24 protein-coding genes are annotated in these 24,110 nt (G+C 66.7%); 4 read left to right on the plus strand and 20 right to left on the minus strand.

Annotation, left to right across the window (positions count from 1 at the left end; all coding sequences use genetic code 11):
• Positions 1–624, minus strand: coding sequence for a cysteine dioxygenase family protein (locus F7R26_RS33505; protein WP_150987417.1), 624 nt, complete (start codon positions 622–624; stop codon positions 1–3).
• A gap of 26 nt (positions 625–650) precedes the next feature.
• Positions 651–1,838, minus strand: a complete 1,188-nt coding sequence (locus F7R26_RS33510; protein ID WP_150987415.1) for a CaiB/BaiF CoA transferase family protein — start codon at positions 1,836–1,838, stop codon at positions 651–653.
• Between the two features lie 169 nt (positions 1,839–2,007).
• Between F7R26_RS33510 and F7R26_RS33515 the strand changes: the two genes are divergently transcribed.
• Together F7R26_RS33515 and F7R26_RS33520 are read left to right on the plus strand one after the other, a co-directional pair.
• Positions 2,008–2,808, plus strand: coding sequence for an IclR family transcriptional regulator (locus tag F7R26_RS33515; RefSeq protein ID WP_150987414.1), 801 nt, complete (start codon positions 2,008–2,010; stop codon positions 2,806–2,808).
• Positions 2,809–3,026: 218 nt separating this feature from the next.
• Positions 3,027–4,454 carry an NAD-dependent succinate-semialdehyde dehydrogenase gene (locus F7R26_RS33520; RefSeq protein WP_150987412.1) on the plus strand — a complete coding sequence of 476 codons (1,428 nt, stop codon included), beginning with the start codon at positions 3,027–3,029 and terminating at the stop codon, positions 4,452–4,454.
• Between the two features lie 75 nt (positions 4,455–4,529).
• Here the strand turns inward: F7R26_RS33520 and F7R26_RS33525 are convergent, their stop codons facing one another.
• From F7R26_RS33525 to F7R26_RS33605, 17 genes are all read right to left on the minus strand, one after another.
• Complete coding sequence (locus F7R26_RS33525; RefSeq protein WP_150987410.1) at positions 4,530–5,735, minus strand: DUF2252 family protein; 1,206 nt, start codon at positions 5,733–5,735, stop codon at positions 4,530–4,532.
• Positions 5,736–5,815: 80 nt separating this feature from the next.
• Positions 5,816–6,217, minus strand: a complete 402-nt coding sequence (locus tag F7R26_RS33530) for a cytochrome C oxidase subunit IV family protein (RefSeq protein WP_241754631.1) — start codon at positions 6,215–6,217, stop codon at positions 5,816–5,818.
• A gap of 8 nt (positions 6,218–6,225) precedes the next feature.
• Positions 6,226–6,909 (minus strand): heme-copper oxidase subunit III family protein, encoded by a 684-nt coding sequence (locus F7R26_RS33535; RefSeq protein WP_150987408.1) that lies wholly within the window; start codon positions 6,907–6,909, stop codon positions 6,226–6,228.
• Between the two features lie 33 nt (positions 6,910–6,942).
• The gene (locus F7R26_RS33540; RefSeq protein WP_150987406.1) at positions 6,943–7,581 is read right to left on the minus strand and encodes a cytochrome c oxidase subunit 3 family protein; all 639 of its coding nucleotides are present in this window, start codon (positions 7,579–7,581) and stop codon (positions 6,943–6,945) included.
• Complete coding sequence (gene ctaD, locus F7R26_RS33545) at positions 7,578–9,335, minus strand: cytochrome c oxidase subunit I (protein WP_150987404.1); 1,758 nt, start codon at positions 9,333–9,335, stop codon at positions 7,578–7,580. The genes F7R26_RS33540 and ctaD overlap by 4 nt, the downstream gene beginning before the upstream one ends.
• A gap of 41 nt (positions 9,336–9,376) precedes the next feature.
• Positions 9,377–10,555 carry a cytochrome c oxidase subunit II gene (locus F7R26_RS33550; RefSeq protein WP_150987402.1) on the minus strand — a complete coding sequence of 393 codons (1,179 nt, stop codon included), beginning with the start codon at positions 10,553–10,555 and terminating at the stop codon, positions 9,377–9,379.
• A 365-nt stretch (positions 10,556–10,920) separates the two neighbouring features.
• Positions 10,921–11,424, minus strand: coding sequence for a hypothetical protein (locus F7R26_RS33555; protein WP_150987400.1), 504 nt, complete (start codon positions 11,422–11,424; stop codon positions 10,921–10,923).
• A 223-nt stretch (positions 11,425–11,647) separates the two neighbouring features.
• The gene (locus F7R26_RS33560; RefSeq protein WP_150987398.1) at positions 11,648–13,183 is read right to left on the minus strand and encodes a mannitol dehydrogenase family protein; all 1,536 of its coding nucleotides are present in this window, start codon (positions 13,181–13,183) and stop codon (positions 11,648–11,650) included.
• A 31-nt stretch (positions 13,184–13,214) separates the two neighbouring features.
• On the minus strand, positions 13,215–14,426 hold the full coding sequence (gene manD, locus F7R26_RS33565; RefSeq protein WP_150987396.1) for a D-mannonate dehydratase ManD: 1,212 nt from the start codon (positions 14,424–14,426) through the stop codon (positions 13,215–13,217).
• 49 nt (positions 14,427–14,475) lie between these two features.
• A complete protein-coding gene (locus tag F7R26_RS33570) occupies positions 14,476–16,023 on the minus strand; it encodes a UxaA family hydrolase (RefSeq protein WP_150987393.1) in 1,548 nt (515 codons plus the stop codon).
• 48 nt (positions 16,024–16,071) lie between these two features.
• Positions 16,072–16,827 carry an SDR family oxidoreductase gene (locus F7R26_RS33575; protein ID WP_150987391.1) on the minus strand — a complete coding sequence of 252 codons (756 nt, stop codon included), beginning with the start codon at positions 16,825–16,827 and terminating at the stop codon, positions 16,072–16,074.
• A 52-nt stretch (positions 16,828–16,879) separates the two neighbouring features.
• Positions 16,880–17,986 carry a mandelate racemase/muconate lactonizing enzyme family protein gene (locus F7R26_RS33580; RefSeq protein WP_150987388.1) on the minus strand — a complete coding sequence of 369 codons (1,107 nt, stop codon included), beginning with the start codon at positions 17,984–17,986 and terminating at the stop codon, positions 16,880–16,882.
• A complete protein-coding gene (locus tag F7R26_RS33585) occupies positions 17,983–19,386 on the minus strand; it encodes a TRAP transporter large permease (RefSeq protein ID WP_150987386.1) in 1,404 nt (467 codons plus the stop codon). Before F7R26_RS33585 ends, F7R26_RS33580 begins: the two co-directional genes overlap by 4 nt.
• 52 nt (positions 19,387–19,438) lie before the next feature.
• A complete protein-coding gene (locus F7R26_RS33590) occupies positions 19,439–20,071 on the minus strand; it encodes a TRAP transporter small permease (RefSeq protein WP_150987384.1) in 633 nt (210 codons plus the stop codon).
• A 67-nt stretch (positions 20,072–20,138) separates the two neighbouring features.
• On the minus strand, positions 20,139–21,140 hold the full coding sequence (locus F7R26_RS33595; RefSeq protein WP_150987382.1) for a sialic acid TRAP transporter substrate-binding protein SiaP: 1,002 nt from the start codon (positions 21,138–21,140) through the stop codon (positions 20,139–20,141).
• Positions 21,141–21,219: 79 nt separating this feature from the next.
• Positions 21,220–22,248: an L-idonate 5-dehydrogenase gene (locus F7R26_RS33600; RefSeq protein WP_150987460.1), complete on the minus strand. Its 1,029-nt coding sequence runs from the start codon at positions 22,246–22,248 to the stop codon at positions 21,220–21,222.
• On the minus strand, positions 22,248–23,015 hold the full coding sequence (locus F7R26_RS33605; RefSeq protein ID WP_150987380.1) for a FadR/GntR family transcriptional regulator: 768 nt from the start codon (positions 23,013–23,015) through the stop codon (positions 22,248–22,250). Before F7R26_RS33605 ends, F7R26_RS33600 begins: the two co-directional genes overlap by 1 nt.
• A gap of 311 nt (positions 23,016–23,326) precedes the next feature.
• Here F7R26_RS33605 and F7R26_RS33610 point away from each other — a divergent pair, with 311 nt between their 5' ends.
• Positions 23,327–23,509, plus strand: a complete 183-nt coding sequence (locus tag F7R26_RS33610; RefSeq protein ID WP_006163669.1) for a hypothetical protein — start codon at positions 23,327–23,329, stop codon at positions 23,507–23,509.
• 44 nt (positions 23,510–23,553) lie between these two features.
• Complete coding sequence (locus F7R26_RS33615) at positions 23,554–23,712, plus strand: hypothetical protein (RefSeq protein ID WP_170301920.1); 159 nt, start codon at positions 23,554–23,556, stop codon at positions 23,710–23,712.
• An 85-nt stretch (positions 23,713–23,797) separates the two neighbouring features.
• Here the strand turns inward: F7R26_RS33615 and F7R26_RS33620 are convergent, their stop codons facing one another.
• Positions 23,798–23,983: a rubredoxin gene (locus tag F7R26_RS33620; RefSeq protein WP_150987378.1), complete on the minus strand. Its 186-nt coding sequence runs from the start codon at positions 23,981–23,983 to the stop codon at positions 23,798–23,800.
• Positions 23,984–24,110: the final 127 nt, after the last annotated feature.

The raw sequence follows: 24,110 nt of genomic DNA on the forward strand, positions 1-24,110 counted from the left end.
TCACCCCTGCGCCGGTGGTGCCACTGGCGCCCACAGGTTGGGCACCAGCGCGTTGGAGTAGCCGGATACAAACGGCTTGGTGGCGCCGCTGGCGGCGTCATACACGTGACGCTGTATGCGGCCGATATTGCCGCCATAGAGATGCACGCTGATCGACACCCGGTCGTCATGCGCATTGCGCACGCGGTGCACATCGCCCAGCGTGGGCGAGACCGCGGCCACCTGGCCCGCGCTCAGCACCACGCCATCGCCGTCTTCCACCAGCCGGCCGCCTTCCACGCGGTAGTGCTGGTCCACCTCGGCGCCGCGCAGCATGCCGATCAGGCCCCACACCGTGTGGTCGTGCACGGGCGTTTGCTGGCCCGGCCCCCAGACAAAGCTGACCAGCGAAAAACGATCGAGCGGATCGCCATAGAGCAAATGCTGCTGGTAGTAGACGGGATGCGGGCGCGCCATGGCCTCAGGCAGCCAGTCGTCGTGCGCCACCAGTTCGCTCAGCGCGGCGCTGGCTTGCGCGAGGATGTCCGCCTCGCTGCTGCCCGCAAGTTCCGCCTGCGTGACCACGCGGCTGATGGTGGCAACGAACGCGCGCAGCCGATCGATGTTGCCGGTCTTGTCGCTCATGATGGTTCCTCTATCTGCCTTTGACTTTACGTAGGGTCTTGTTCCGTGGCTGCCGTGGCCGCCTGGTAACGGGCGCGCACGGCGGCGTTGTGCTCGCCCAGCGCCGGCGGGTCGCGGCGGATCGGCAAGCCCAGCCCGTCGAAACGCAGCGGCGAGGCGAAGGTGCGGGTCTGGTGGCCGCCAGGCAGCGTCAGCGGGCGCACCCAATCCATATGCGCCACCTGCGGATCGTCCAGCGCGGCGGCATAGTCGTTGATGCGCGCATGCGGCACGCCAGCGGCATTGAAGGCGGCTATCCAGTGCGCCACGCCAGCGGTGGCAAAGCGCTCTTCCAGCAGGATCTTCAGCGCGGCCTGGTTGGCCGCGCGGTCGCGCGTGGTGGCAAAGCGCGCGTCCTGCGCCAGGGCGGGCAGTGCCACCACGCGCACCACTTCGAGCCACAGCTTCTGGTTGCCCGCGGCGATGGCAAAGTAGCCATCGGCGGCCTGGAAGGCCTGGTAGGGCGCATTGCGCGGATGCGCGGAGCCCAGCTTGGCCGGGCTCCTGCCGGTGCCGAAGTACTCGCTGGTCTGCAGTGCGGCGATGCCGAGCGTGCAGCCGTACATCGGCACATCGATATGCGTGCCCGCGCCGCCGGCCCGCACACGCGTGAGCGCGCTGGCAATGGCAAAGGCACCGTACAGCCCCGAAGCGAAGTCCGCCAGCGGCACGCCGCATTTCACCGGCGCGCCATCGGGCTCCCCGGTCACGCTCATCACGCCGGCGGCAGCCTGGATGGTGAGGTCAAACCCGCCCTCGCCTGCGCGCGGGCCGCTCTGGCCATAGGCGGACACCGAGCAATACACCAGCCCTGGCTTTTGCTCGCGAAAGCTGGCGTAGCCCAGCCCGAGCCGGTCCATCACGCCGGGACGGTTGTTCTCGATCACCACGTCGGCATCCAGGATCAGCGCACGCGCCAGCGCCACGTCGGCGGCATCCTTCAGGTTCAGCGCCACCGACTCCTTGTTGCGGTTGAGCGAGGCGAAGTTCTCGGAGAAGCCATCGGACAGCGGCGGCCACTGCCGCAAGGTGTCGCCCTCGGGCGCTTCCACCTTGATCACCTCGGCGCCCATATCGGCCAGCAACATGGCGCAAAAGGGCCCGGCGGCAACGGTACAGAATTCCACGACCCGCACGCCTTGCAGCGGCAGGTCCTGTTGGTCGAGATCACGCATGGGAAGCATCCACAGGCAAGGAGAGAGAGGCGGCGGCGGCAGTGAATCAGCCGACCTCTTCGGCAGGCTGCCTGCCGCGTTGCGACGATTATAGGGAGTTGCAAAATACGATACTATCGTTCCACATTTGAGAACAGGGTTGCGCCATTCGCATTAAGACATCGCTTCAATGAACAACACCTTGATCAAGGGCCTCGGCGTGATCGAGTTGCTGGCGCACAGCGACCGGCCGCTGGGCCTCACCGAGATCGCCACCCACCTGGGCCTGGCCAAGAGCAATGTGCATCGGCTGCTGCAAGCGCTGACCGAGCTCAACTATGTGATTCGCGACGCCTCCGGCACCGGCTACAGCGCGTCGATCAAGCTCTGGGAACTGGGCTCGGCGGTGCTCTCGCGGCTGGACCTGCGCCGCCATGCCCAGGCGTGGATGGACAAGCTGATGCACGCCAGCGGCGAGAGCGTGCACCTGTCCGTGCTGGACCGCGCCGAGGTAGTCTACGTGCACAAGATCGACAGCCCCAACCCCGTGCGCGCCTATACCCAGATCGGCGGGCGGGCGCTGGCGCACTGCGTGGCCACCGGCAAGGCGATGCTGGCCTTCCAGCCGGACACCGCGTTGCAGCGCATGTTCACCACGCTGGTGCCGTCCACACCTAACAGCATCGTCGAGCCCGAGCGTTTCCTGCGGGAGATGGCCAAGGTGCGCAAAGAGGGCTATGCGGTCAACCGCGGCGAGTGGCGCGAGACCGTCTACGGCGTGGCCGCGCCGATCTGCGACGGCAACGGGCACGTCATCGCCGCCATCGGGCTGTCGGGGCCCGCCGAGCGGTTCAAGCCGCACAAGATCAAGGGCTTTGCCGCGCTGGTGCTGAACGCGGCCACGGCGATCTCCGATGACCTGGGCGGCGGCAACCGGCACAACGCACTAGCGCTGGCTACGCGCAGCATGGTGGCGATGCGGCGCGGCTGAGCCCGGGGCATCAGCCATTCTTCCTGGCCCGTGAGTGGGCACGGACGGTGGCCTTTGCAGCACTTCCCACGCCCCCTCGGAAACGCCGGCGCCTGCCGATGCACAAAACCGGCCGACGCGTTAAGCTTGCGGTTTGGCCGCCGCGCCCACGCGCGGCACCCCCCACCGCGGCGGCACCGGCTGCGCTTGTCGCACGCAACCTTCTTCAGGAGAAAGGCATGTACCAGGATCTCGCCCTCTACATCGACGGGGAATTCGTCAAGGGAGGGGACCGACGCGAGCAAGACGTCATCAACCCCGCCACCCAGGAACTGCTGGGCAAGCTGCCGCATGCCAACCGCGGCGATCTGGACCGCGCCCTGGCCGCCGCGCAGCGCGCCTTTGAAAGCTGGAAGAAGACCTCGCCGCTGGAGCGCTCCAAGATCCTGCGCCGCGTGGCGGAACTGACCCGCGAGCGCGCCAAGGACATCGGCCGCAACATCACGCTGGACCAGGGCAAGCCGCTGGCCGAGGCCATCGGCGAAGTCATGATCTGCGCCGAGCACGCCGAATGGCACGCCGAGGAGTGCCGCCGCATCTACGGCCGCGTGATCCCGCCGCGCCAGCCCAACGTGCGCCAGATCGTGGTGCGCGAGCCGATCGGCGTGTGCGCTGCCTTTACGCCGTGGAACTTCCCCTTCAACCAGGCGATCCGCAAGATGGTCTCGGCCATCGGCGCCGGCTGCACGCTGATCCTCAAGGGACCGGAAGACTCGCCCAGCGCGGTGGTCGCGCTGGCCCAGCTGTTCCACGATGCAGGCCTGCCCCCGGGCGTGCTGAACATCGTCTGGGGCGTGCCGGGCGAGATTTCCACCTACCTGATCGAATCGCCGATCGTGCGCAAGATCTCCTTCACCGGTTCGGTGCCGGTGGGCAAGCAACTGGCCGCGCTGGCCGGCGCCCATATGAAGCGCGTGACCATGGAACTGGGCGGGCACTCGCCGGTGCTGGTGTTTGACGACGCCGACATCGAGCCGGCAGCGGAGATGCTGGCGCGCTTCAAGCTGCGCAACGCCGGCCAGGTGTGCGTGTCGCCCACGCGCTTCTACGTGCAGGAAAAAGCCTACGACAAGTTCCTGGCGCGCTTTACTGAGGTGATTGGCTCGATCAAGGTTGGCGACGGCCTGGACGACGGCACCCAGATGGGGCCGCTGGCGCACGAGCGCCGCATCGCCTCGATGGAGCAGTTCCTGGACGACGCCAATTATCGCGGCGGCAAGGTGGTGGCGGGCGGCAAGCGCATCGGCGACAAGGGCTTCTTCTTTGCCCCGACCGTGGTCACCGACCTGCCCGACGACGCCAAGCTGATGGTCGACGAGCCCTTCGGCCCGGTAGCGCCGGTGACGCGCTTCAAGGACGTGGAAGAAGTGCTGCGCCGCGCCAACAGCCTGCCGTTCGGCCTGGCCTCGTACGTCTTCACCAACTCGCTGAAGACCGCGACGGTGGTGTCCAACGGCCTGGAAGCCGGCATGGTCAACATCAACCACTTCGGCATGGCGCTGGCCGAGACGCCGTTTGGCGGCATCAAGGATTCCGGCATCGGCAGCGAAGGCGGCCAGGAAACCTTCGATGGCTACCTGGTGACCAAGTTCATCACGCAGGTCTGATGTACCGTCCTGGCCGGGCAACCGCCCGGCCAGGAAAAACTGGTTGGCGACGGCTGGCGAGCGCGCAAACCAGGCTTATTTCCCCCGGGCCTTGCGGTAATCCTCGGCAAAGTCCTTCCACTGCGCCTGGGCCATCTCGCAGCCGTGCCGCGCCAGGCGCAGCACCGGCGCGCGCCAGCGCGTACCGGCGGCAAATTCCTGCAACGCCTCGATCCGATCGGCGGCTTCATGTCCGCAGCCGCGCAGGTGCGCCCAGGCCGCCGAGCGCGCCATCGTGAGAAGCACCTCATTCAGGCTGGCGCGATCGGTGTGAGGCCCAAGGTTCACGCGGTCGGCCGTGGGCTGCAGGCTCTTGACGATATAGGACGGGCTTGCTGGCCCGTCACCCATCGTCACCGCCGAGAGCAGCGCAGGCGAAGCCGCCTGCATGGCGTGCTGGATATGCACCACGCGCGACGCGTCGCTGCCCCACGCGGGTTGCGCGCCATACGGCAAGCCTTGCCACGCGCTAGGCGCGGCGCGCTTGATGTCGATAAGCCGCTGGGCGGTGGGCGTGCCGGGCGCATGCGCGAGCACCACATAGCGCTCCAGCCCCAGGCTGCCCACGCCCGCCACCCGCCGCGCGGCGTCGTCGGCCACGAACTGGCCGTGATGGGCCTGCCGCGCGAACTCGCGCAGGATGGCGCCAGCGCGCTTGCGCTCGCCCTTGAGCGGGGCCAGCGCATGGGTGTTGTCGATCAGCAGGCGCCGTTTCCCGCCACGCCGCACGGTGCGCGCCGCCAGGATCTCGCCGCGGCGGCGGCGTTTGACGCGGCGCAGCAGCGTCGCCACCAGCCCGGTGGCGGTGGCGCGCTCCACCCAGCGCGGCTTGCCGCTGGCCAGCACCGCCGCGTAGGTATCGAGCATGCGCTCGGCGCCCGCGCGCGCGTCGGCAGCCGACAGGCCAAGCTGCGGCGCCGCGATCATCAGGCTGGACAGCAGGCGCACGAGGTCCACCGTCAGCGGTGCGACCATCGCGTCGTCGAAGTCGTTCAGATCGAAATAAACCAGGCCGTTGTCGCCCTTGAAGCTGCCCAGGTTCTCCAGATGGAGATCGCCGCAGACATAGGTGGTGGGTGCTTCCATCAGCGCGGCCTCGGTGCCCACCGAGGCCGCGTAGAGATGGTTGGTGCCGCGCAGGAAGGCGAAAGGATCGGCGGCGATGGCGGCGAGCTTGCGGGTCAGCCGCTCGGGATCGCGGCCATGGTTATAGATCAGGATGGCTTCCGTAGCTGGGTGCATGGTTTCCTCTTATTGGCGGGCAACCGGGCAAGTGTACCCGGATGGCCCGCACGGAACATGCACCGCACGCGCAGGCACGCTCAGCGGAAGAAGACGCCGCGCAATAGGAACGTATAGTCCGCCTCGGCCGCCATCAGGCCTACCAGCACCAGCAGGCAGAGCGGCGGCAGCAGGATGGCGCAGATCAGCGCCAGCCGCTCCCAGGCCATGTGCATGAACACGGCCACGATCAATCCGGCCTTCATCACCATGAAAAGCAGGATCAGGGTCCAGCGCAGATAGCCTTCGAAATGGAAGTAGTCCACCAGGTAGGACAGCGTGGACAGCACGAACAACAGTGCCCAGATCTTCAGGTACAGGCCAATGGGGTGTTGCTGCCCATGTTGCTGCCCATGCGGTTGCCCATGCGGCAGATCGCCGTGCGAGCCGGCAACCGCGGGGGCCTGCGCGGGCAATTCGGGAGACGGGGTCGACGCAGCCATGAGGGGCCTCACCAGAGATAGAACAGCGCGAAGATAAACACCCACACCAGGTCCACGAAGTGCCAGTAGAGCCCGGCGATTTCCACGATCTGGTAGTTGCCCGTGCGCTCGTAGCGGCCCCGCAGCACCTTGGTGGCGACGATCAGCAGGTAGATCACGCCGCAGCTCACGTGCAGGCCATGGAAGCCGGTGATCATGAAGAAAGCGGAGCCGAACTGCGGCGCCCCCATCGGGTTGCCCCACGGGCGCACGCCCTCGGTCACGATCAGCTTGGTCCATTCAAAAGCCTGCATGCTGACGAAGGAAACGCCGAACAGCGCCGTGGCAAACATCAGCAACGCGCATTTCACGCGATCGCGCCGGTAGGCAAAGTTGACGGCCATCGCCATCGTCCCGCTGCTGCTGATCAGCACGAAGGTCATGATGGCGATCAGCAGCAACGGCACCTCGGTGCCGCCCACCTTGAGCCCGAACACGATGCTGGGGTTCGGCCAGGGCGCCGTGCTGGCGATCCTGACCGTCATGTACCCAGTCAGGAAGCAGCTGAAGATGAAGGTGTCGGACAGCAGGAAGATCCACATCATCGCCTTGCCCCACGACACCTTGAAGGCCTGCTGGTCCGAGGACCAGTCAGCCACCAGCCCGCGCAAGCCGGTCACCGCCGGTGCGGATGAAGTGGGTAGCGAAGACATGGGCACGTCTCCTTCGGGAATTGGTGGGGCCGCCTAGCCGCGGCCGCAGATAAAGCGAACGAACTCCGGCGTGAGCCAGCCAAGCGCGGCCAGCAGCACCAGCCACACGGCCAGCAGGAAATGCCAGTAGCGCGCGCACAGGCGAATGCGCAGCGCGCTGCCCGGCCCGGCGCGCATGGCCATCGCCCAGCCGGCCAGGCCGCCCAGCACATGCAGGCCATGCATGGCGGTCAGCAGGTAGAAGAAGCTGCCGGACGGGTTATTGGCAGGCACCACGTGGATGGCGAGCAGGGCCTGCCATGCCCACAACTGCGAAGCCACGAACGCTGCCGCCGCCAGTCCGCCAAAGCACAGCGCGCGGTGCGCCACCGTGACACGTCCGGCGCGGGCCGCGCGCGCGGCCACCAGCATTACCCCGCTGCCCGCAGCCAGCAAGGCCGTGGACAGCCAGACCTGCCACGGCAACGCCACGGCGTGCCAGTCCGGCGAATCCATGCGCATGGCGTACGCGGCGATAAACAAACCAAACAGCGAACTCACCACGCCCATGAACACCCACAGCCCGATGCTGGCCGGCGCGGGCCCCGCGCGCTGCCTGCCCACATCGCCGGGGCCGGGGCCCGGGCGCCGCTCGCCGTCGGCACCGGTGCGATAGACCAGGTTCGCGTTCATGCTACCGCTCCATGGCGGGTATGCGGCTCGGGTTCGGCGCCCCCGGCCTCGGGTGGCGCGTTCTGTGCAATGAAATCCTCGCTCGCGCCCGGCACGCTATAGGCATAGGCCCAGCGATGCACCACCGGCTGCTCCGCGCCCCAGTTGCCGTGCACGGGCGGCGTGTCCGGCGTCTGCCACTCCAGCGAGGCCGCGCGCCAGGGATTGGACCCCGCCGGCCTGCCGTGCCTGACGCTCCAGGCCAGGTTGAAGATGAACAGCAACTGCGCCGCCGCCACGATAAACGCCGCCACGGAGATATAAGCGTTCATGGTGTGCGCCGACTCGGGGATGAAGGCGTAGTTGTCATAGGCGTAGTAGCGCCGCGGCATGCCAAGGATCCCCAGGTAGTGCATCGGGAAGAAGATGGCATAGGTGCCGACGAACGTCACCCAGAAATGGATGTGCCCCAGCTTGTCGTTGAGCATGCGGCCGGTGACCTTGGGGTACCAGTGATAGATCCCGCCAAACACCACCAGGATCGGCGAAACGCCCATCACCATATGGAAGTGCGCGACCACGAAATACGTGTTCGACAGCGGAATGTCCACGCTGACATTGCCCAGGAACAGCCCGGTCAGCCCGCCGATCACGAAGGTGCTGATAAAGGCGATGGCAAACAGCATCGGCACCGAGAAATGGATGTCGCCCCGCCACAGCGTGATGACCCAGTTATAGACCTTGATGGCGGTGGGAATGGCGATGATCAGCGTGGTGGTGGCAAAGAAGAAGCCAAAGTACGGGTTCATCCCGCTCACGAACATATGGTGCGCCCACACCACCACCGACAGCACGCCGATGGCCAGGATGGCCCACACCATGGTGCGATAGCCGAAGATGCTCTTGCGCGAATGCACGCTGACCAGGTCGGAGACAATGCCGAACGCCGGCAACGCGACGATGTACACCTCCGGGTGGCCGAAGAACCAGAACAGGTGCTGGAACAGCAGCGGGCTGCCGCCCTTGTAGTTCAGCTGCTGGCCCAGCGAAACAATCGCCGGCATGAAAAAGCTCGTGCCCAGCGTGCGGTCCAGCAGCATCATCACGCCTGAGACGAACAGCGCGGGAAACGCCAGCAACGCCAGGATGGTGGCCATGAAGATGCCCCACACGGACAGCGGCATGCGCATCAGCGTCATGCCCTCGGTACGCGCCTGCAGCACGGTGGTGACGTAGTTGAGCCCGCCCATGGTGGCGGCCACGATGAAGATCACCAGCGACACCAGCATCAGGATGATGCCCCACTCATAGCCGGGCGTGCCCGGCAGGATGGCCTGCGGCGGATACAGCGTCCAGCCGGCGCCGGTGGGCCCGCCCGGCACGAAGAAGCTCGACAGCAGCACCAGCACCGAGAGGAAGTAGACCCAGAAGCTCAACATGTTGAGGTACGGGAACACCATGTCGCGCGCCCCCACCATCAGCGGGATCAGGAAATTGCCGAAGCCGCCGAGAAAGAGCGCCGTGAGCAGGTAGATCACCATGATCATCCCGTGCATGGTCACGAACTGGTAGTAGCGGTTGGCATTGATAAACGTGAAGTGCCCGGGAAAGCCCAGCTGCAGGCGCATCAGGTTGGAGAGCACCACGCCCACCAGACCAACGAAGATGGCAACCAGCGTGTACTGCACCGCGATCACCTTGTGATCCTGGCTCCAGATGTAGCGGGTAAAGAAGCTCTGCGGTCCGTCGTGGGCGGCGTCGTCGGCGTATGCCATTGCACTCCCTCCTGTAGCCTTCCTTGCAACCTGCCTGCGATCTACCTGGCCGCAGCGCCGGACGCGGCGCCCGCCTGCGTCGCCGCGCCGGGCGCGCCGTTGGCGCGGATGTAGGCAATCAGCGCGCTCACCTCCTCGTCGCTCAGGGCCATCTTTGGCATGAGCGGGCCGAAACCCTTGACCAGGCGTGCCTGCGGATCGGTGATCTCCGTCTTCAGGTAGGCGTCGTCGACCTTCGCGCTGCTGCCGTCGGCAAAGGTCCCGGTACTGCCATACAAGCCCTTCCAGCTTGGCCCCACGCCAACGGTGCCATCCATGCTGTGGCAACCCACGCAGCCCTTGCTCTGTGCCAGCGCGCGGCCCTGCTCGGCGAGCGTATCGGCCGCCGGCGCGCCAGCAGGCGCTGCCCCTGCCGCCACAGCGGGCGTCTTCACCATGGTCAGCGCGAACGTCGGCTGGCGCGCAAGCCATGCCTGGAACGCTGCCTCGTCCTCCACCACCACATGGCCGCGCATGTTGTAGTGGCCGACCCCGCACAGTTGCGCGCACAGGATCTCGTACGTACCCGCCTTGGTCGGCGTGAACCAGAACGACGTGACGGTGCCTGGCACCATGTTCATGCGGGCGCGAAACGGCGGCACGTAGAAATCGTGGAGCACGTCCTTGGAGCGCAGCAGCACCTTGACCGGCCGATTCAGCGGCAGATGGACTTCCTGGCCGGCGACGATGATGTCGTCCTGCCCGCGCGGGTCGTCCGGGTTCACGCCCAGCGGATTGGCAGGCGAGACAAAGCGCGGGTCCGAGGTGCCGAGCTGGCCGCCCCGGCCGGGAAAGCGAAAGCCCCACTGCCACTGCTGGCCCACCACCTCCAGGACCATGGCGTCGCCAGGCGGGCGCACGTACTCGGCATAGACGAACAGGCCCGGCGCCAGCAGCGCAATCACCCCAAGCGTGGTGCCGGCGGTCAGCCACAGCTCCAGCTTGCGGTTCTCCGGCTGATAGGCCGCGCGCGCGCCGTCGCGATGGCGAAAGCGCCAGACGATGTAGGCGACGAACAGGTTGATGATGACGAAGAAGATGCCGGTGATGACCAGCGTGATGGTCAGCGTGTCGTCCATCTGCTTCCAGTTGGAGGCAAGCGGCGTCGCCCACCACGGGCTCAGGAAATGGAAGAGCACCGAAGCAACGACGACGATCACGATTGCAATGGCTATCGCCATACCGACCCTCCCCGCTTGCGTACAGATGGCTGCAAACTACACGCAAGCTGAGATAAGACTAGTGCATCTGGTCCGCCACCGGCAAGGCGGCCTTGACAGCGCTTTGGGTGCGATGCCACACAAGATCGGCCCGGCTACGCGCCACCAGCGGCAAAACAAAAAGCGGCGGAGAAAGCCGATGCTTTCCTCCGCCGCCGCCAGCCCGCACGGCCCGTGTAGTGGCAATGCGCGGGTCTAAATCGCTAAACCGCTAAACCGCGCGTAGACGCAGGGCAATGAAAACAAGGATGCGCCGCGGCACGCGCCGATGGATTCGCTGATGGATTCGCTAATGGATTGGCTGGTATTTCCTCCGGTTTGCGTGCTCAGTGAGATACATCCTTGCTTTCGAGCTTCCAGTAGGCAATGGCAGCGGTCATGCCAAAGATCATGTGGCCAACCAGCGTATGCCAGCCACGCGCATCGGCGAACCAGGTGAAAAAGCGCGTCATGCCGTAGAAGTTGAACAGGTACACGGCAATGCCGAATACCGCGCCGGTGAGCAACGCCAGGCCCGTGCTCGAATCCAGGTGAAATGGCGCGATGATCGCTGCCAGGATCATGCCCAGCACCGCGCCGAGCACAAAGTGGATCATCAGCGCCGCGGCCACGGTACTCACGCTGAACAACGAAGTCTGGAGCACGTCCTGCCCCATCAGGATCGCCGCGATCATCCGCGTCGTGCCCCACGGGTTGATGCCCGCCACCATCGTCGACCAGAACAGCTCGATCACCATCAGCAGCGCCCCGGCCGCCAGCCCCGACACCGCTGCCGCGGTCCAGTCTGGCATGCGGCGCACGTAGTGGTGCGATTGCATGTGAAGTTCCATAGCCACCTCCGGATATGCTGTTGCGCTGCGGTAGCGCTTGAAATACGCAAGCTGCGACTCGATTGCTGATCAGGCCTGCGTATCTGCACAGCATAGGACACGCCGGCCTGATCGTTTGACCGCACACGCGCAAATAAGTGCTGGAGGCGGGCCGGCGCCACGTTGGCGCCGCAACGTGCCACGCGCGGGTGGCAGGATCGGTACTTGGCGCTCGGCGATCCGTTCAGGCGGAGCTGTCCTGCGTGCCGGCGACCGCCGCGAGTGTCGCCAGCACGCCGCGCTCGCGCAGCATGCGCGTAGGCTTGGCCAGCGTTTCGACGAACACCCGCGAAGCAGCCAGATCCCCGAACACCGGCGTAAACGACGCGATGGCCGCGATGCGATCCGCTTCCCCTGCACGCCGGGCATCGGCCGCGGCCAGCAAGGCATGCAGCGAAGAGGCCAGCGGGTCTTCGATACGGTACTCGGCGCCGTGCTCGTCCCGGCCGCGCAGGAAATGCAGCCAGCCGGCCACGCCCAGCGCCAGGCGCGGAAACGGGGCACCGGCACGCAAGCGCTCGCGGATCGGCGCCAGCAAGCGCTGCGGGATCTTCTGCGAGCCGTCCATGGCAATCTGGCTGGTCTTATGCTGCAGCGCGGGATTGGCAAAGCGCGCCAGCAGGTCGCGCCGGTAGGCCGCGGTGTCCAGCCCCGGCAGCGCGGGCAAGGTTGGCAGCATTTCCTGCTCCATCATGCCGTCCACCAGCGCGCGCACAGCCGGCACGGCGATGGCGCGGTCGGTGGTGGCCCACCCGGCCACCATGCCCAGGTAAGCCATGGTCGAATGGCTGCCGTTGACCAGGCGATGCTTGAGCGTCTCGAACGGGTGCGCGTGTTCGACAAACTGCGCGCCGCCCACCTCCCAGCGTGGCCGGCCGGCCACGAAGCGGTCTTCCATCACCCACTGCAGGAAGGGCTCGCCCACCACCGGCCATGCGTCCTCCACGCCAAGCGCGGCGCTGATGCGGGCGGCATCGTCCACGGTGGTCTTGGGCACGATGCGGTCGACCATGGCATTGGGAAAGCCGCAGCGCTCTGCCACCCAATCGTGGAGCGCGCCATCCACGCGGGCGCAGAAGGCCAGCAGCAAGCCGCGCAGCGTGTCACCGTTGGCGGCGATATTGTCGCAGCTGAGCAAGGTCAGCGGCGGCAGGCCGCGTGCCATGCGCCGTTGCAGGCCGCGCGCCAGATAGCCGATGGCGGTCACCGGGGCGCCCGCGTGCAGCAGGTCGTGCGCGATGCCCGGGTCGTTGAAGTTCAATGTGCCGGTGGCGGGGTCATGGCAGTAACCCTTCTCCGTCACAGTAAGGCTGACGATGCGCGCGTCCGCATGCGCGATGCGCTCCAGCACGGCATCGGGATCATCGGCGGCCACCAGCACCGCAATCACCGCGCCGATCACCTGCAACTGCGTGAAGCGGCTGCCGTCGTCCCGCACCCCGCGCAGCGCCAGCGTGTACAGGCCTTGCTGTGGCGCCAGCGCGTCGCGCGTGTCAGGCCGGCGCAGCGAGACGCCGACGATGCCCCAGTCTAGCGAGTGCGCGTCGGCGGCATCGGCGTGCAGCGCGGCCTCCGTCGCCGCCGCCTGGTGCGCGCGGTGAAAGGCGCCGATGCCCAGGTGGACAATGCCGCCACGCAGGCGCTCGCGCGCATAGCGCGGGCGCAGTACGTCATGCGGAAGCCGCGCGAGCGTGTCGGGATGCAGTCTTGGCGTCGTCATGGTGCCTGCCTGTGTTTGCCTGGCATTGGAACTACCAGTGCCACAGCGTGCCATCGTGGGCAAGCCGATTCACCGGCAGGTAAGCGCGTTGATAGGGATACCTGGCCGCCAGCGTCTCATCGATATCCACGCCATGTCCCGGCGCATCGCCGGGATACAGCATGCCGTTGGCAAAGGTGTAGGCGTGCGGGAACACCGCATCCGTCTCCTCGCTATGACGCATGTATTCCTGGATGCCGAAGTTGGGCACCCACAGGTCGAAATGCAGCGCGGCGCCCATGCACACCGGCGAAAGGTCGGTCGCGCCATGCGAGCCGGTGCGGACCTGGTGCATCGCGGCGAAGTCCGCGATGCGGCGCAGGTGCGTGATGCCACCCGCATGGACCACGGTGGCGCGGATGTAGTCGATCAACTGCTCCTGGATCAGCGTCTTGCAGTCCCAGATGGTGTTGAAGACCTCGCCCACCGCCAGCGGCGTGGTGGTGTGCTGGCGGATCAGCCGGAAGCTCTCCTGGTGCTCCGCGGGCGTGGCGTCTTCCATCCAGAACAGGCGGAACGGCTCCAGCGACTTGCCCAGGCGAGCCGCCTCGATCGGCGTGAGCCGGTGGTGCACGTCGTGCAGCAGGTGCAGATCCCAGCCAGCCGCGTCGCGTACCTTCTCGAACAGGCGCGGCGTGTGGTCCAGGTAGCGCTCCGTGCTCCAGTCGTGCTCCGACGGCAGCGAGGCATCAGCCGGCTCGTAGAACAGGCGGTCCGACGACACGCCATACACCTTGTTAAGCCCCGGCACGCCCGATTGCGCGCGCACCGCGCGGTAGCCCATTTCCTTGTAACGCAGCACCTCGTCCACCGTGGACTCGATATCGCTGCCATTGGCGTGGCCGTACACCATCACGCCGGTGCGGCTCTTGCCGCCCAGCAACTGGTAAAGCGGCATGCCCGCTGCCTTGGCCTTGATGTCCCACAGCGCGGTATCGACGGCGGCGATCGCGCTCATGGTCACCGGCCCGCGCCGCCAGTACGCGCCGCGATACAGGTACTGCCAGATGTCCTCCACCTGGTGCGGGTCGCGCCCGATCAGGCAGGGCGCCACGTGGTCCTCCAGGTAACTCGCCACGGCCAGCTCGCGGCCGTTGAGCGTGGCGTCGCCGATGCCGCTCAGGCCCTCGTCGGTCTCGATCTTCAGCGTCACGAAGTTGCGTCCCGGGGAACACACGATGACGCGCGCGGCGGTGATCTTCATGCTCTCTCCTGCGTGGTTTTTTTTGATGGTTCGCTGCGCCCGCTCGCGCTTACATGACCGCGCCCAGCGACCACGGCACGAACTCGTTCTGCCCGTAGCCATGCAGCTCGCTCTTGGTCTTTCGCCCCGATGCGGTCTCCAGCATCAGCCGGAAAATCTGCTCGCCCTTGTGCGCGATGCTGGCACCGCCGTCGACGATGTCGCCGCAGTTGATGTCGATGTCGTCGGCCTGCCTTTGCCACAACGCGCTGTTGGTCGCCAGCTTGAGCGAGGGCGATGGCGCGCAGCCATAGGCCGAGCCGCGCCCGGTGGTAAAGCAGATCAGGTTGGCGCCGCCCGCCACCTGGCCAGTGGCCGAGACCGGGTCGTAGCCGGGCGTGTCCATGAAGACCAGGCCGCGCGCGCGCACCGGCTGCGCGAACTCGTAGACCTCCACCAGATTGGTGGTGCCGCTCTTGGCCACCGCGCCTAGCGACTTCTCCAGGATGGTGGTGAGCCCGCCGGCCTTGTTGCCGGCCGAGGGGTTGTTGTCCATGCTGCCGTGGTTGCGCGCGCAATAGTCTTCCCACCAGCGGATCCGCGCCAGCAGGCGCGCGGCCACCGCCGGCGACGCCGCGCGGCGCGTCAGCAGATGCTCGGCGCCGTAGATCTCAGGCGTCTCGGACAGAATGGCGCCGCCGCCATGGCGTACCAGCAGATCCACGGCCGCGCCCAGCGCCGGGTTGGCAGTCAGCCCGGAGTAGCCATCCGAGCCGCCGCATTGCAGGCCCACCGTGATGTGGCTCGCCGGCACGGCTTGCCGGCGCACGCGATTGGCATCGGCAAGCAGGTCCTGCACGATGGCCACGCCGCGCGCCACCGCGCCAGCGGTGCCGCCGCTGTCCTGGATGTTGAACGCATGCAGGCGCGGGCCGCCGGCCATGCCAGCGAGATCCTCCTCGGCCAGCAGGCCATCGATCTGGTTGGCCTCGCAGCCCAGCCCCACCACCAGCACCGCGGCAAAGTTCGGGTGGCGCGCGTAGCCCGCCAGCGTGCGGCGCAACACCCGCAGGTTCTCGCCCTCGCTATCGGTGGCGCATCCCGCGCCATGCGTGAGCGCCACCACGCCATCCACGTTGGGAAACGCGGCCAGCGCCTCGGGGCGAAGCTCGCGCCGGAAGTGATCGGCAATGGCACGCGCCACCGTGGCCGAGCAGTTCACCGAGGTAAGGATGCCGATGTAGTTGCGGGTGGCCACGCTGCCGTCGGCGCGGATGATGCCGTCGAAGCTGGCAGGTGCGTCAACGTATTCGGTGGCGCGCGCATCGGCGCCGGCAGCGTGTTCGCGTGCGAACTCGCCCATGGCCAGGTTATGCGTATGCACGTGCTGGCCCGGCGCGATCGGCTGGCGCGCAAAGCCGATGATCTGGTTGTAGCGCCGCACCGGCGCGCCCGCGGCAATGGCGCGCACGGCGAGCTTGTGCCCTGGCGGCACCAGGCTGGCGACGGTCACGCCCTCGGCGGCGATGACGGTGCCCGGCACCAATTGGCGGCAGGCGATGACGATGTCGTCGGCGGGATGGATGCGGATGACATTGAGAATGTGATCGGCTGGCATGCTGGCTCCGGGCGGGTGGCTGAGAGGGGACGAGCGGGATGTGCCGCCTCAGTTGGACCAGCCACCGTCGATCACCTGCGCCGTGCCGGTGGTGAATGCCGATTCGTCCGAGCCGAGGTACACCGCCAGCGCGGCGATCTCTGCGGCGCTGCCGATGCGTCCCATCGGCTGGCGGGCCACAAAGGCGGCTTCCACCTCGGCCAGGCTCCTGCCGCCATCACGCGCCTGGTCCGCGATGCGCTGGCGCAGCGAGGGCGACTCCACCGTGCCGGGACAGATCGCATTGCAGCGGATGCCGTGGCCGATGTAGTCCGCCGCCACCGACTTGGTCATGCCGATCACCGCCGCCTTGGTGGCGCCGTAGACGAAGCGGTTGGGCGCGCCCTTGATGCTGCCTGCCACCGACGCCATGTTGATGATCGAGCCGCGGCGCTGCGCCACCATGGCGGGCAGGAAGGCGCGCATCATGCTGTACATGGCGCGCACGTTCAGGTTCATCGAGAAATCGAACGCCGCTTCGTCGCATTCCAGGATGGTGCCGTGGTGCACGAAGCCCGCGCCGTTGAACAGGATATCGAGCGCGCCGGCCTGCTTCGCAGCAGCCTGCACCGCGGCGCCGTCCGTCACGTCCAGCCGCAGCGTGGTGCAGCCGGGCTGGCCGGCCAGCGCCTCGAGCAAGCGCGCGTTGATATCGGCGGCGATCACGCGCGCGCCTTCACGCAGATAGGCTTCGGCGGTGGCGCGGCCAATGCCCTGCCCGGCCGCGGTGACGAGGGCCAGCTTGCCGGCGAGTCGTTGCGTCATCAGTCATTCTCCATAAGCGGTTCCGGCCACGTTTTCGTAGCCGGTGAAATCATCAGGAAACCAGCGCGCGCGCCACTGTGCGGCGCCCGATCGCGGCCCAGTCCCATTCGATGCCAAGGCCCGGCGCGTCCGGGGCGATGGCATGGCCAGCCTCGATGCGCACGCTGCTGGCGGCAATCTCGTCGAGCTGCGGGATGTACTCCACCCAGGCCGCGTTGGGCACCGCGGCGCATAGCGACACATGCAGCTCCATCAGGAAGTGCGGGCAGATCGACAGGTTGTGGGCTTCGGCCAGGTGCGCCACCTTGAGCCAGGGCGTGATGCCGCCAATGCGTGCCACATCGGCCTGCACGATGCCGCAGGCGCCCTGGCGCACGTACTCGGCAAACTGGCCGGGCGAGTACAACGACTCGCCCACCGCGATGGGCACCGGGGTGGATGCGGCCAGCCGCACGTGCCCGCCGATATCGTCGGCCGGCAGCGGCTCCTCGAACCACGCGATGCCCAGCTCGGCGTAGCGCGGCGCGCGCCGGATGGCCTCGGCAGCGGTGAAGCACTGGTTGGCATCCACCATCAGCTCGAAGCCGTCACCCACGGCAGCACGCACCGCTGCCAGGCGCGCCACGTCCTCGCTCGCCCGCGTGCGGCCCACCTTCAGCTTGGCCCCGCGAAAACCCGCCTCGCGCGCCGCCACGGCCTCGCTCACCAGCGTATCGGCATCCAGGTGCAGCCAGCCGCCTTCGGTGGTGTAGACCGGCACGCGCGGTTGTGCCCCGCCGGCGGCGAGCCACAGGGGCTGCCCGTCGCGCCGGCAGCGCCAGTCCCACAGCGCCGTATCGATGGCGGCCAGCGCCAGGCTGGTGATGGCGCCGACCGAGGTGGCGTGCGTGGCGAACAGCAACTCGCGCCAGATCGCCTCGATCTGGGCGGGATCGCGCCCGATCAGGCGTGGCGCCAGGTGATCGCGCAGCAGCGCCATCACCGATGAGCCGCCGGTGCCGATGGTGTAGGCGTAGCCCGTGCCCTCGGTGCCATCGTCGCAGCGGATGCGCACCATGGGCGTTTCCTGCGTGACGAAGGACTGGATGGCGTCTGAGCGCGGCACGCGCGGCGGCAGGTCCACCTGCAGCAGTTCGACCTCGACGATGGTGGCGCTCATTTGCTGCCCACCAGGTTCGGCAGCCACAGCGTGATCGCCGGGAAATAGGTGATGGCGATCAACGTCAGGAACAATGGCACCAGCCACGGCAGGATGGCCACGGTGGTGCGCTCCACCGACAGCTTGGCCACACGCGCCAGCACGAACAGCACCATCCCCAGCGGCGGATGCAGCAGGCCGATCATCAGGTTGAGCGTCATCACCAGCCCGAAGTGGATCGGGTCGATGCCGAGCTTGAGCACGATGGGCAGCAGGATCGGGACCAGGATGGTGATCGCCGCCGTGGTGTCGATAAAGCAGCCCACGATCAGGATCAGCACATTGGCCAGCAGCAGGAACACCCATTTGTTGTGGGTGAAGCCAAGGATGGCGTCGGACAGCATCTGCGCGGCCTGGCTGGTGGTGAGCAGCCAGGCGAAGATCGATGCCGCGGTGACGATGAACAGCACCGATGCGGTGGTCTCGATGGTGTCGAGCGTGGCCTTGGCCAGCGAGCGCAGCGTCATGGAGCGGTAGCGCACCAGCCCGAGGAACAGCGCCCAGATCACCGCCGCCACGGCGGCCTCGGTCGGCGTGAACCAGCCCAGCGTCATGCCGCCGATCAGGATCACCGGCGCCATCAGCGCCATCACCGCGGAAAAGTCGAAGTACCAGTCCAGCGCCAGCAGCACCGCCAGGGCGATCAGCGCGGCCACGTTGGTGGACACGCCAAAGCGCGTCATCAGCCAGATCGCCAGCGGAAAGGCCAGCACCACCGCGATCTCGACGCTGGCGTTGCCCAGCAGCTTCCAGGAGAACGCCGTATCGCTGCCCCAGCCGCGGCGGTGGGCAAACCACGCCACCGTGCCCATCATGAACAAGGTCAGCACCAGGCCCGGCACGATGCCAGCCAGGAACAGCGAGCCGATCGACACATTGGCCATCATGCCGTAGATCACGAACGGCAGCGACGGCGGGATGATCGGCCCGAGCGTGGCCGAGGCCGCCGTCACGCCCACCGCGAACTCGGTCTCGTAGCCGTGGTCCTGCATGGCCTTGATCTCGATGGTGCCCAGGCCGGCCGCATCGGCAATGGCGGTGCCCGACATGCCGGAGAAGATCACCGAGCCGATGATGTTGACGTGGCCCAGCCCGCCGCGCATCCAGCCCACCAGCGCCACGGCGAAGTTATAGATGCGCCCGGTGATGCCGGCCACGTTCATCAGGTTGCCGGCGAGGATGAAGAAGGGCACGGCCAGGAGCGGGAAGCTCTCCACGCCGGCAATCATGCGCTGCGCCAGGATCACGTCCGGCACCGTGCCGGAGGCCCAGATATACAGCAGCGAAGCCACCGCCATCGCAATGGCGACCGGCAGGCCCACCAGCATCAGCAGCAGGAAGGAGACAATCAGGATCCACATGGCGGGGGGCGCTCCGGGTTGGACGTCGGTCGTCGGTTGTCGTCGGTCGTTGTCAGTCGTCGCTGGCCTCGAACGCTTCGGGGCGCTCCAGGATGGAAAAACCCTGCGTCCAGTTCAGCCAGCTCACCTGGCAGGAGCGCAGGCACATCAGCACGAATCCTGCCAGCACCAGGTAGTAGATCCAGCTCTTGTTCCACGCGATGGTGGTCATCGGCTCGTCGCCCACTACCAGGATGTAGCGCCAGACCAGCCAGCCCGCATAGCCGAGAAAGGCAGTGCGCACAATGTCCACCAGCGTGGACAGCACGCGTGCCAGCGCATGCGGCAGGTAGCGGTAGATCAGGTCCACCTGGATATGCCGGCTCTTGCGCACGCACATGGCCGCGCCGATGAACACCACGCCGATCAGGCAGTAGGTGGCCAGCTCCTCGGTCCAGGCCAGCGAGTCGTTCATCACGTAGCGGGTGAAGAACTGCAGGAAGACCAGCGCGGTCATGAGCCAGAACAAGCCCAGCGTGAACCAGTCCTCGGCGGCGTAGCCGGCAAGGTCCACCTGCTTGTTGTCCGCCTCCTCGAAGCTGTGCGCCAGCTCCGCGACGGTGGCCAGTTGCGGCGCACCGCCTGAGGTCTCGCCGGCAACGGCCTGCGCGGGAAGGTCATCGGCAAGTCGGGAACGCATTTCCATGGTGTTGCTCCGCAAAGACTGCGATCTGCCTGATCTTTGATCTGGCATCTGGCGCCTGCCGCCGGGGTCACTGCACGGCCTGGATCTTGTCCCAGTCGGCCTTGCGATAACCCTGCGATTCAAAGCTCACGTTCTTCAGCACCGCGTCGCGGTACTCCGGCACATTGATGTCGGTGACCGTCAGGCCCTTTTGCTTGAATACCGCCACCAGCTCCTTCTCGCGTGCCACCACGTCGGCGGTGGCGCGCGTGGCGGCTTCCTGCGCCACGTCGCTGAACATCTTGCGGTCGGCCTCGGAGAGCTTCTTCCACAGGCCGCCCGAGATCACCGTGTTGAGGTGGTCGACGATATGGCCCGTGAGCACGATGTACTTCTGCACCTCATAGAATTTCTTGGCTTCGATGGTGGGCAGCGGGTTCTCCTGTGCCTCCACGGTGCCGTTCTGCAGCGCCAGGTACACCTCGGCAAAGGCAATCGGCGAGGTATTCACACCGCAGGCGCGCGGCATGGCAAGGTAGGCTGGCACATCGGGCACGCGCATCTTCAGGCCCTTCATCTCGGCGCAATGCGAGAAAGGCTTGTTGGAGGTGGACTGGCGCGTCCCGTAGTAAGTCGTGGCGACGATGTGGTTGCCCGATTTTTCCTCGTAGCCGCGCGTGAGTTCCTTGTAGATATCGCTCTTGGTATAGGCCAGCAGGTGGTTGGCGTCGCGGAAGGTGTAGGGGTAGTAGGTCACGCCGATGCGCGGAAACGACTTGGCGGCAAAGCTGGAACCCGAGATGATGATATCGACCGAGCCCATCGCCAGGCCCTGGTTGATGTCGTTCTCCTTGCCGAGCTGGGAGGCGGGGAACACATCGATCTGGTACCTGCCGTTGCTGCGCTTCTTGATCTCCTCGGCGGCCCACACCGACCACTTGTGAAACGGCTCCGAGGTCTCATACACGTGCGCCCATTTGAGCTTGGTCTGGGCCAGCGCGCTGCCGCAGGCCAGGCTGGCCACGCAGGTTGCCAGCACAAGGGCGGCCGGCAGCAACGTTGACGGCAGGCGCAGGGAAAATGGCTTCATGCTTCGTCTCCTTCGGTGTGGTGGGCCTTGCGCTCTCTTGCGGATGCGCTTGCGGCGCTCAGGTGCTGCGTGGATGGATCTATGCGGCGGTGAGCTGTACCTTGGTGCTGCGCGTCTTGTCGGCGGCCAGCGTGAATGCCGCCACGGCCTGCGCCAGCGGCAGCTGCGCCGACAGCAGCGGGCGCACGTCGAGGCGGCGTTGCGTGAGGTAGCGCACGGCCCAGTCGAACTCGCGCCCGAAGCGGAACGCGCCGACATACTCCAGCTCGCGCGCCATGATGTTGTTGGCCGGAAAGTGCAGGCCCTCGGCCGGCAACGTGCCGATCTGCACGATGCGCGCGCCACGCCGCGCGGCCAGCAGGCAGGTGTCCAGCGCCGCGCCGCTGCCGGCGGCTTCCAGGCAGACATCGGCGAGGTCCTGCAGCGCCTGCGGCGGCTCCCGGTCGGTGCGGATCACCTGGTCGGCGCCAACCTGCAACGCCACTTCGAGCGGGCGGTCCGCGATATCGCAAGCGATGATGTGCGCAGCGCCGGCCAGGCGCGCGGCCATCACCGCCAGGCTGCCGATGGTGCCGCCGCCGGTGACCAGCACGGTCTTGCCCAGCAGCTCGCCCGCGCGGTTCACACCATGCAGCGCCACCGAGAGCGGCTCGGCAAACGCCAGCTCACCCAGCGAGATATCGCTGTCCACCGGCGTCAGCTGGCGCTCGTGCATCAGGAAGTGCTCGCGGAACATGCCTTGCACATGCGGATAGATGCTGGCGCTGCCGAGAAAACGCATGTTCCGGCAAAGGTTGTCGCGCCCAGCCCGGCAGTAGTCGCATTGCCCGCACGCATGCGAGGGATTGATCGCCACCTTGTTGCCCGGCGCGACGCGCGTGACACCGCTGCCAACGCGCGAGACGATACCGGCCGCTTCGTGGCCCGGCGTCAGCGGCTCGCGGATCACGAAGGCGCCGACCTTGCCGTGGAAGTAGTAGTGCAGGTCCGAGCCGCAGATGCCAGCCGCGCCGAGGCGCACCTCGACCTCGAACGGCCCGGGAGCGGCAGGCTCCACCTGCGTGAAACGCAGGTCTTCGCTCGCATGGATATGGCAGACCAGGGACATCATGACTCCTCGGCAAGCTTGCGCGGCTTGCGCCGCGTTGGGATTGGCTCGGTGGGCTCGGTGGGCTCGATTGGCGCGCCCGCGGGCCACGCCGCGTAGAAGCGGCTGTGCGAGGCTTCCAGGTGCAGGCACATGGCCTCGCGCGCGGCATCCGGCGAGCCCGAGGCGATGGCTGCCACCACGGCGCGATGCTCGGCAATGGCCGCGTGCCAGCTGGACGCGTTCTCGAAGTGGCTGCCGAAACGGGCAAAGAGCGGGTTATGACGCTCGTCGAACAACTCGGCCACCAGGCGCTGCAGCACGGCATTGCCCGAGACTTCGGTAATCCGCAAATGGAACAGGCGATCGCCCTTGACCGGAATCTGTCCGGCGCCGGCCTCCTCCTGCATGATGGCAATCGATTCTTCCAGCGCCTCCAGCAAGGCCGGCGTGGCATGCCGCGCGGCGTTGGCCGCCATCTCGCCTTCGATGGTCTGGCGCGCGCGGATCACATCCAGCGGCGGCTCGGCCATCACGCTGGCAGCGCGCGCACGTTCCGGCGGACAGGCGTAGATGCCAGAGCCCATCCGCACCTCCACCAGACCCTCCACCTCCAGCGCGATCAGCGCTTCGCGCACCGACGGCCGCGATACGCCCAGTTGCACCGCAAGGTCTCGCTCCGGCGGCAGGCGCGCGCCCACGGGAAACTCCCCGTTCTCGATCAGCCGGCGCAACTGGTCGGCAATCTGGCGGTAAAGGCGGCGGGGTTCGATCTGCTGCAGGGGCATGTCGGCGCGCGGTCCCGAAAATGATTTGGGCCAGGAGGTAAAGTGGCCTGACCAATTTTTAGGAAGTTTTTACGCGCTCTACAAGGGGAATTTATGCAGCGCTGCAGCAGGCCGGCGGCAGTGACTGCCCTGGCGCCCGCGCCAGAGGCCAATATGGCACGGGCGGCGGCTGCAGCAAGGGATGTGGCGAGGCGGCTTGTGCACGCGTCCCGACGAAATGCAGCTTACGGGACAACCCCAATGTCATCGTCCTTGGCCTCCCTGCGACACTTTCTATACTGGAAGCACAAGTAGAGAGACAGGAGACGGCAATGCTGCACTTCACGTCACATGATCTTGTGTTCCTGATTCCGATGGCGTTGGTCGGCATGATTGCCTTCGGCGGGATCCCCTTCACAGCCCGGGCCTTGCGCATCAGTTGCCGCGCGGCGGGTGCGATCTTCGGGGCTCTGCTGGCGGTGGCCTTGCTGGAGGCGCTTCCGTTGCTGATCTGAACGCTTCGAGCGTTCCCGGCTTGCTTGTGAAAAAGGGGGCCGCTATGACACTGAGCCTGTTGGCTGTCTTGATGGCGGCGTTCCTGCTGGTCACCGTGGCCACGGCGATCTGGCGCTGTAGCCACCCCTACCGCATGCGCTATCGGCGCTGCGCCGAGCAGCGCAAGCGCGCCGGCATCTGCCGGCAAATGCAGCGGCACTAAGCCGCCCTCTGTGAGATATCGTCATCCGGGCCGGAAGCGCCCGGTAGCTGGTCGTTTGCCTGGCTGCGTTTGCCTGTCCGGCCGATCAGATCTCGATCATCGCGAATTCGCCCTTGCCCACGTCACATTCGGGGCAACGCCAGTCATCCGGAATGTCATCCCAGCGCGTGCCCGGGGCAATGCCATCGTCCGGCCAGCCCTGCTCTTCGTCGTAGACCCATCCGCAAATCAAGCAAACCCAAGTCTTGTAAACAACGGCTTCCTGCTGCAAAACGCACTCCTGTATCGATTCCGGGCGAAATGATACAGCGTTTTTTGCTCGTGCCCCGCCGATTGGGCCGGGCCGCGGGGCGCAGGGGACGGCACCGCCACCCCCTGCGCGGGCAAGGCCAGGTTTG

Source organism: Cupriavidus basilensis, assembly GCF_008801925.2.
GTDB classification, from domain to species: domain Bacteria; phylum Pseudomonadota; class Gammaproteobacteria; order Burkholderiales; family Burkholderiaceae; genus Cupriavidus; species Cupriavidus basilensis.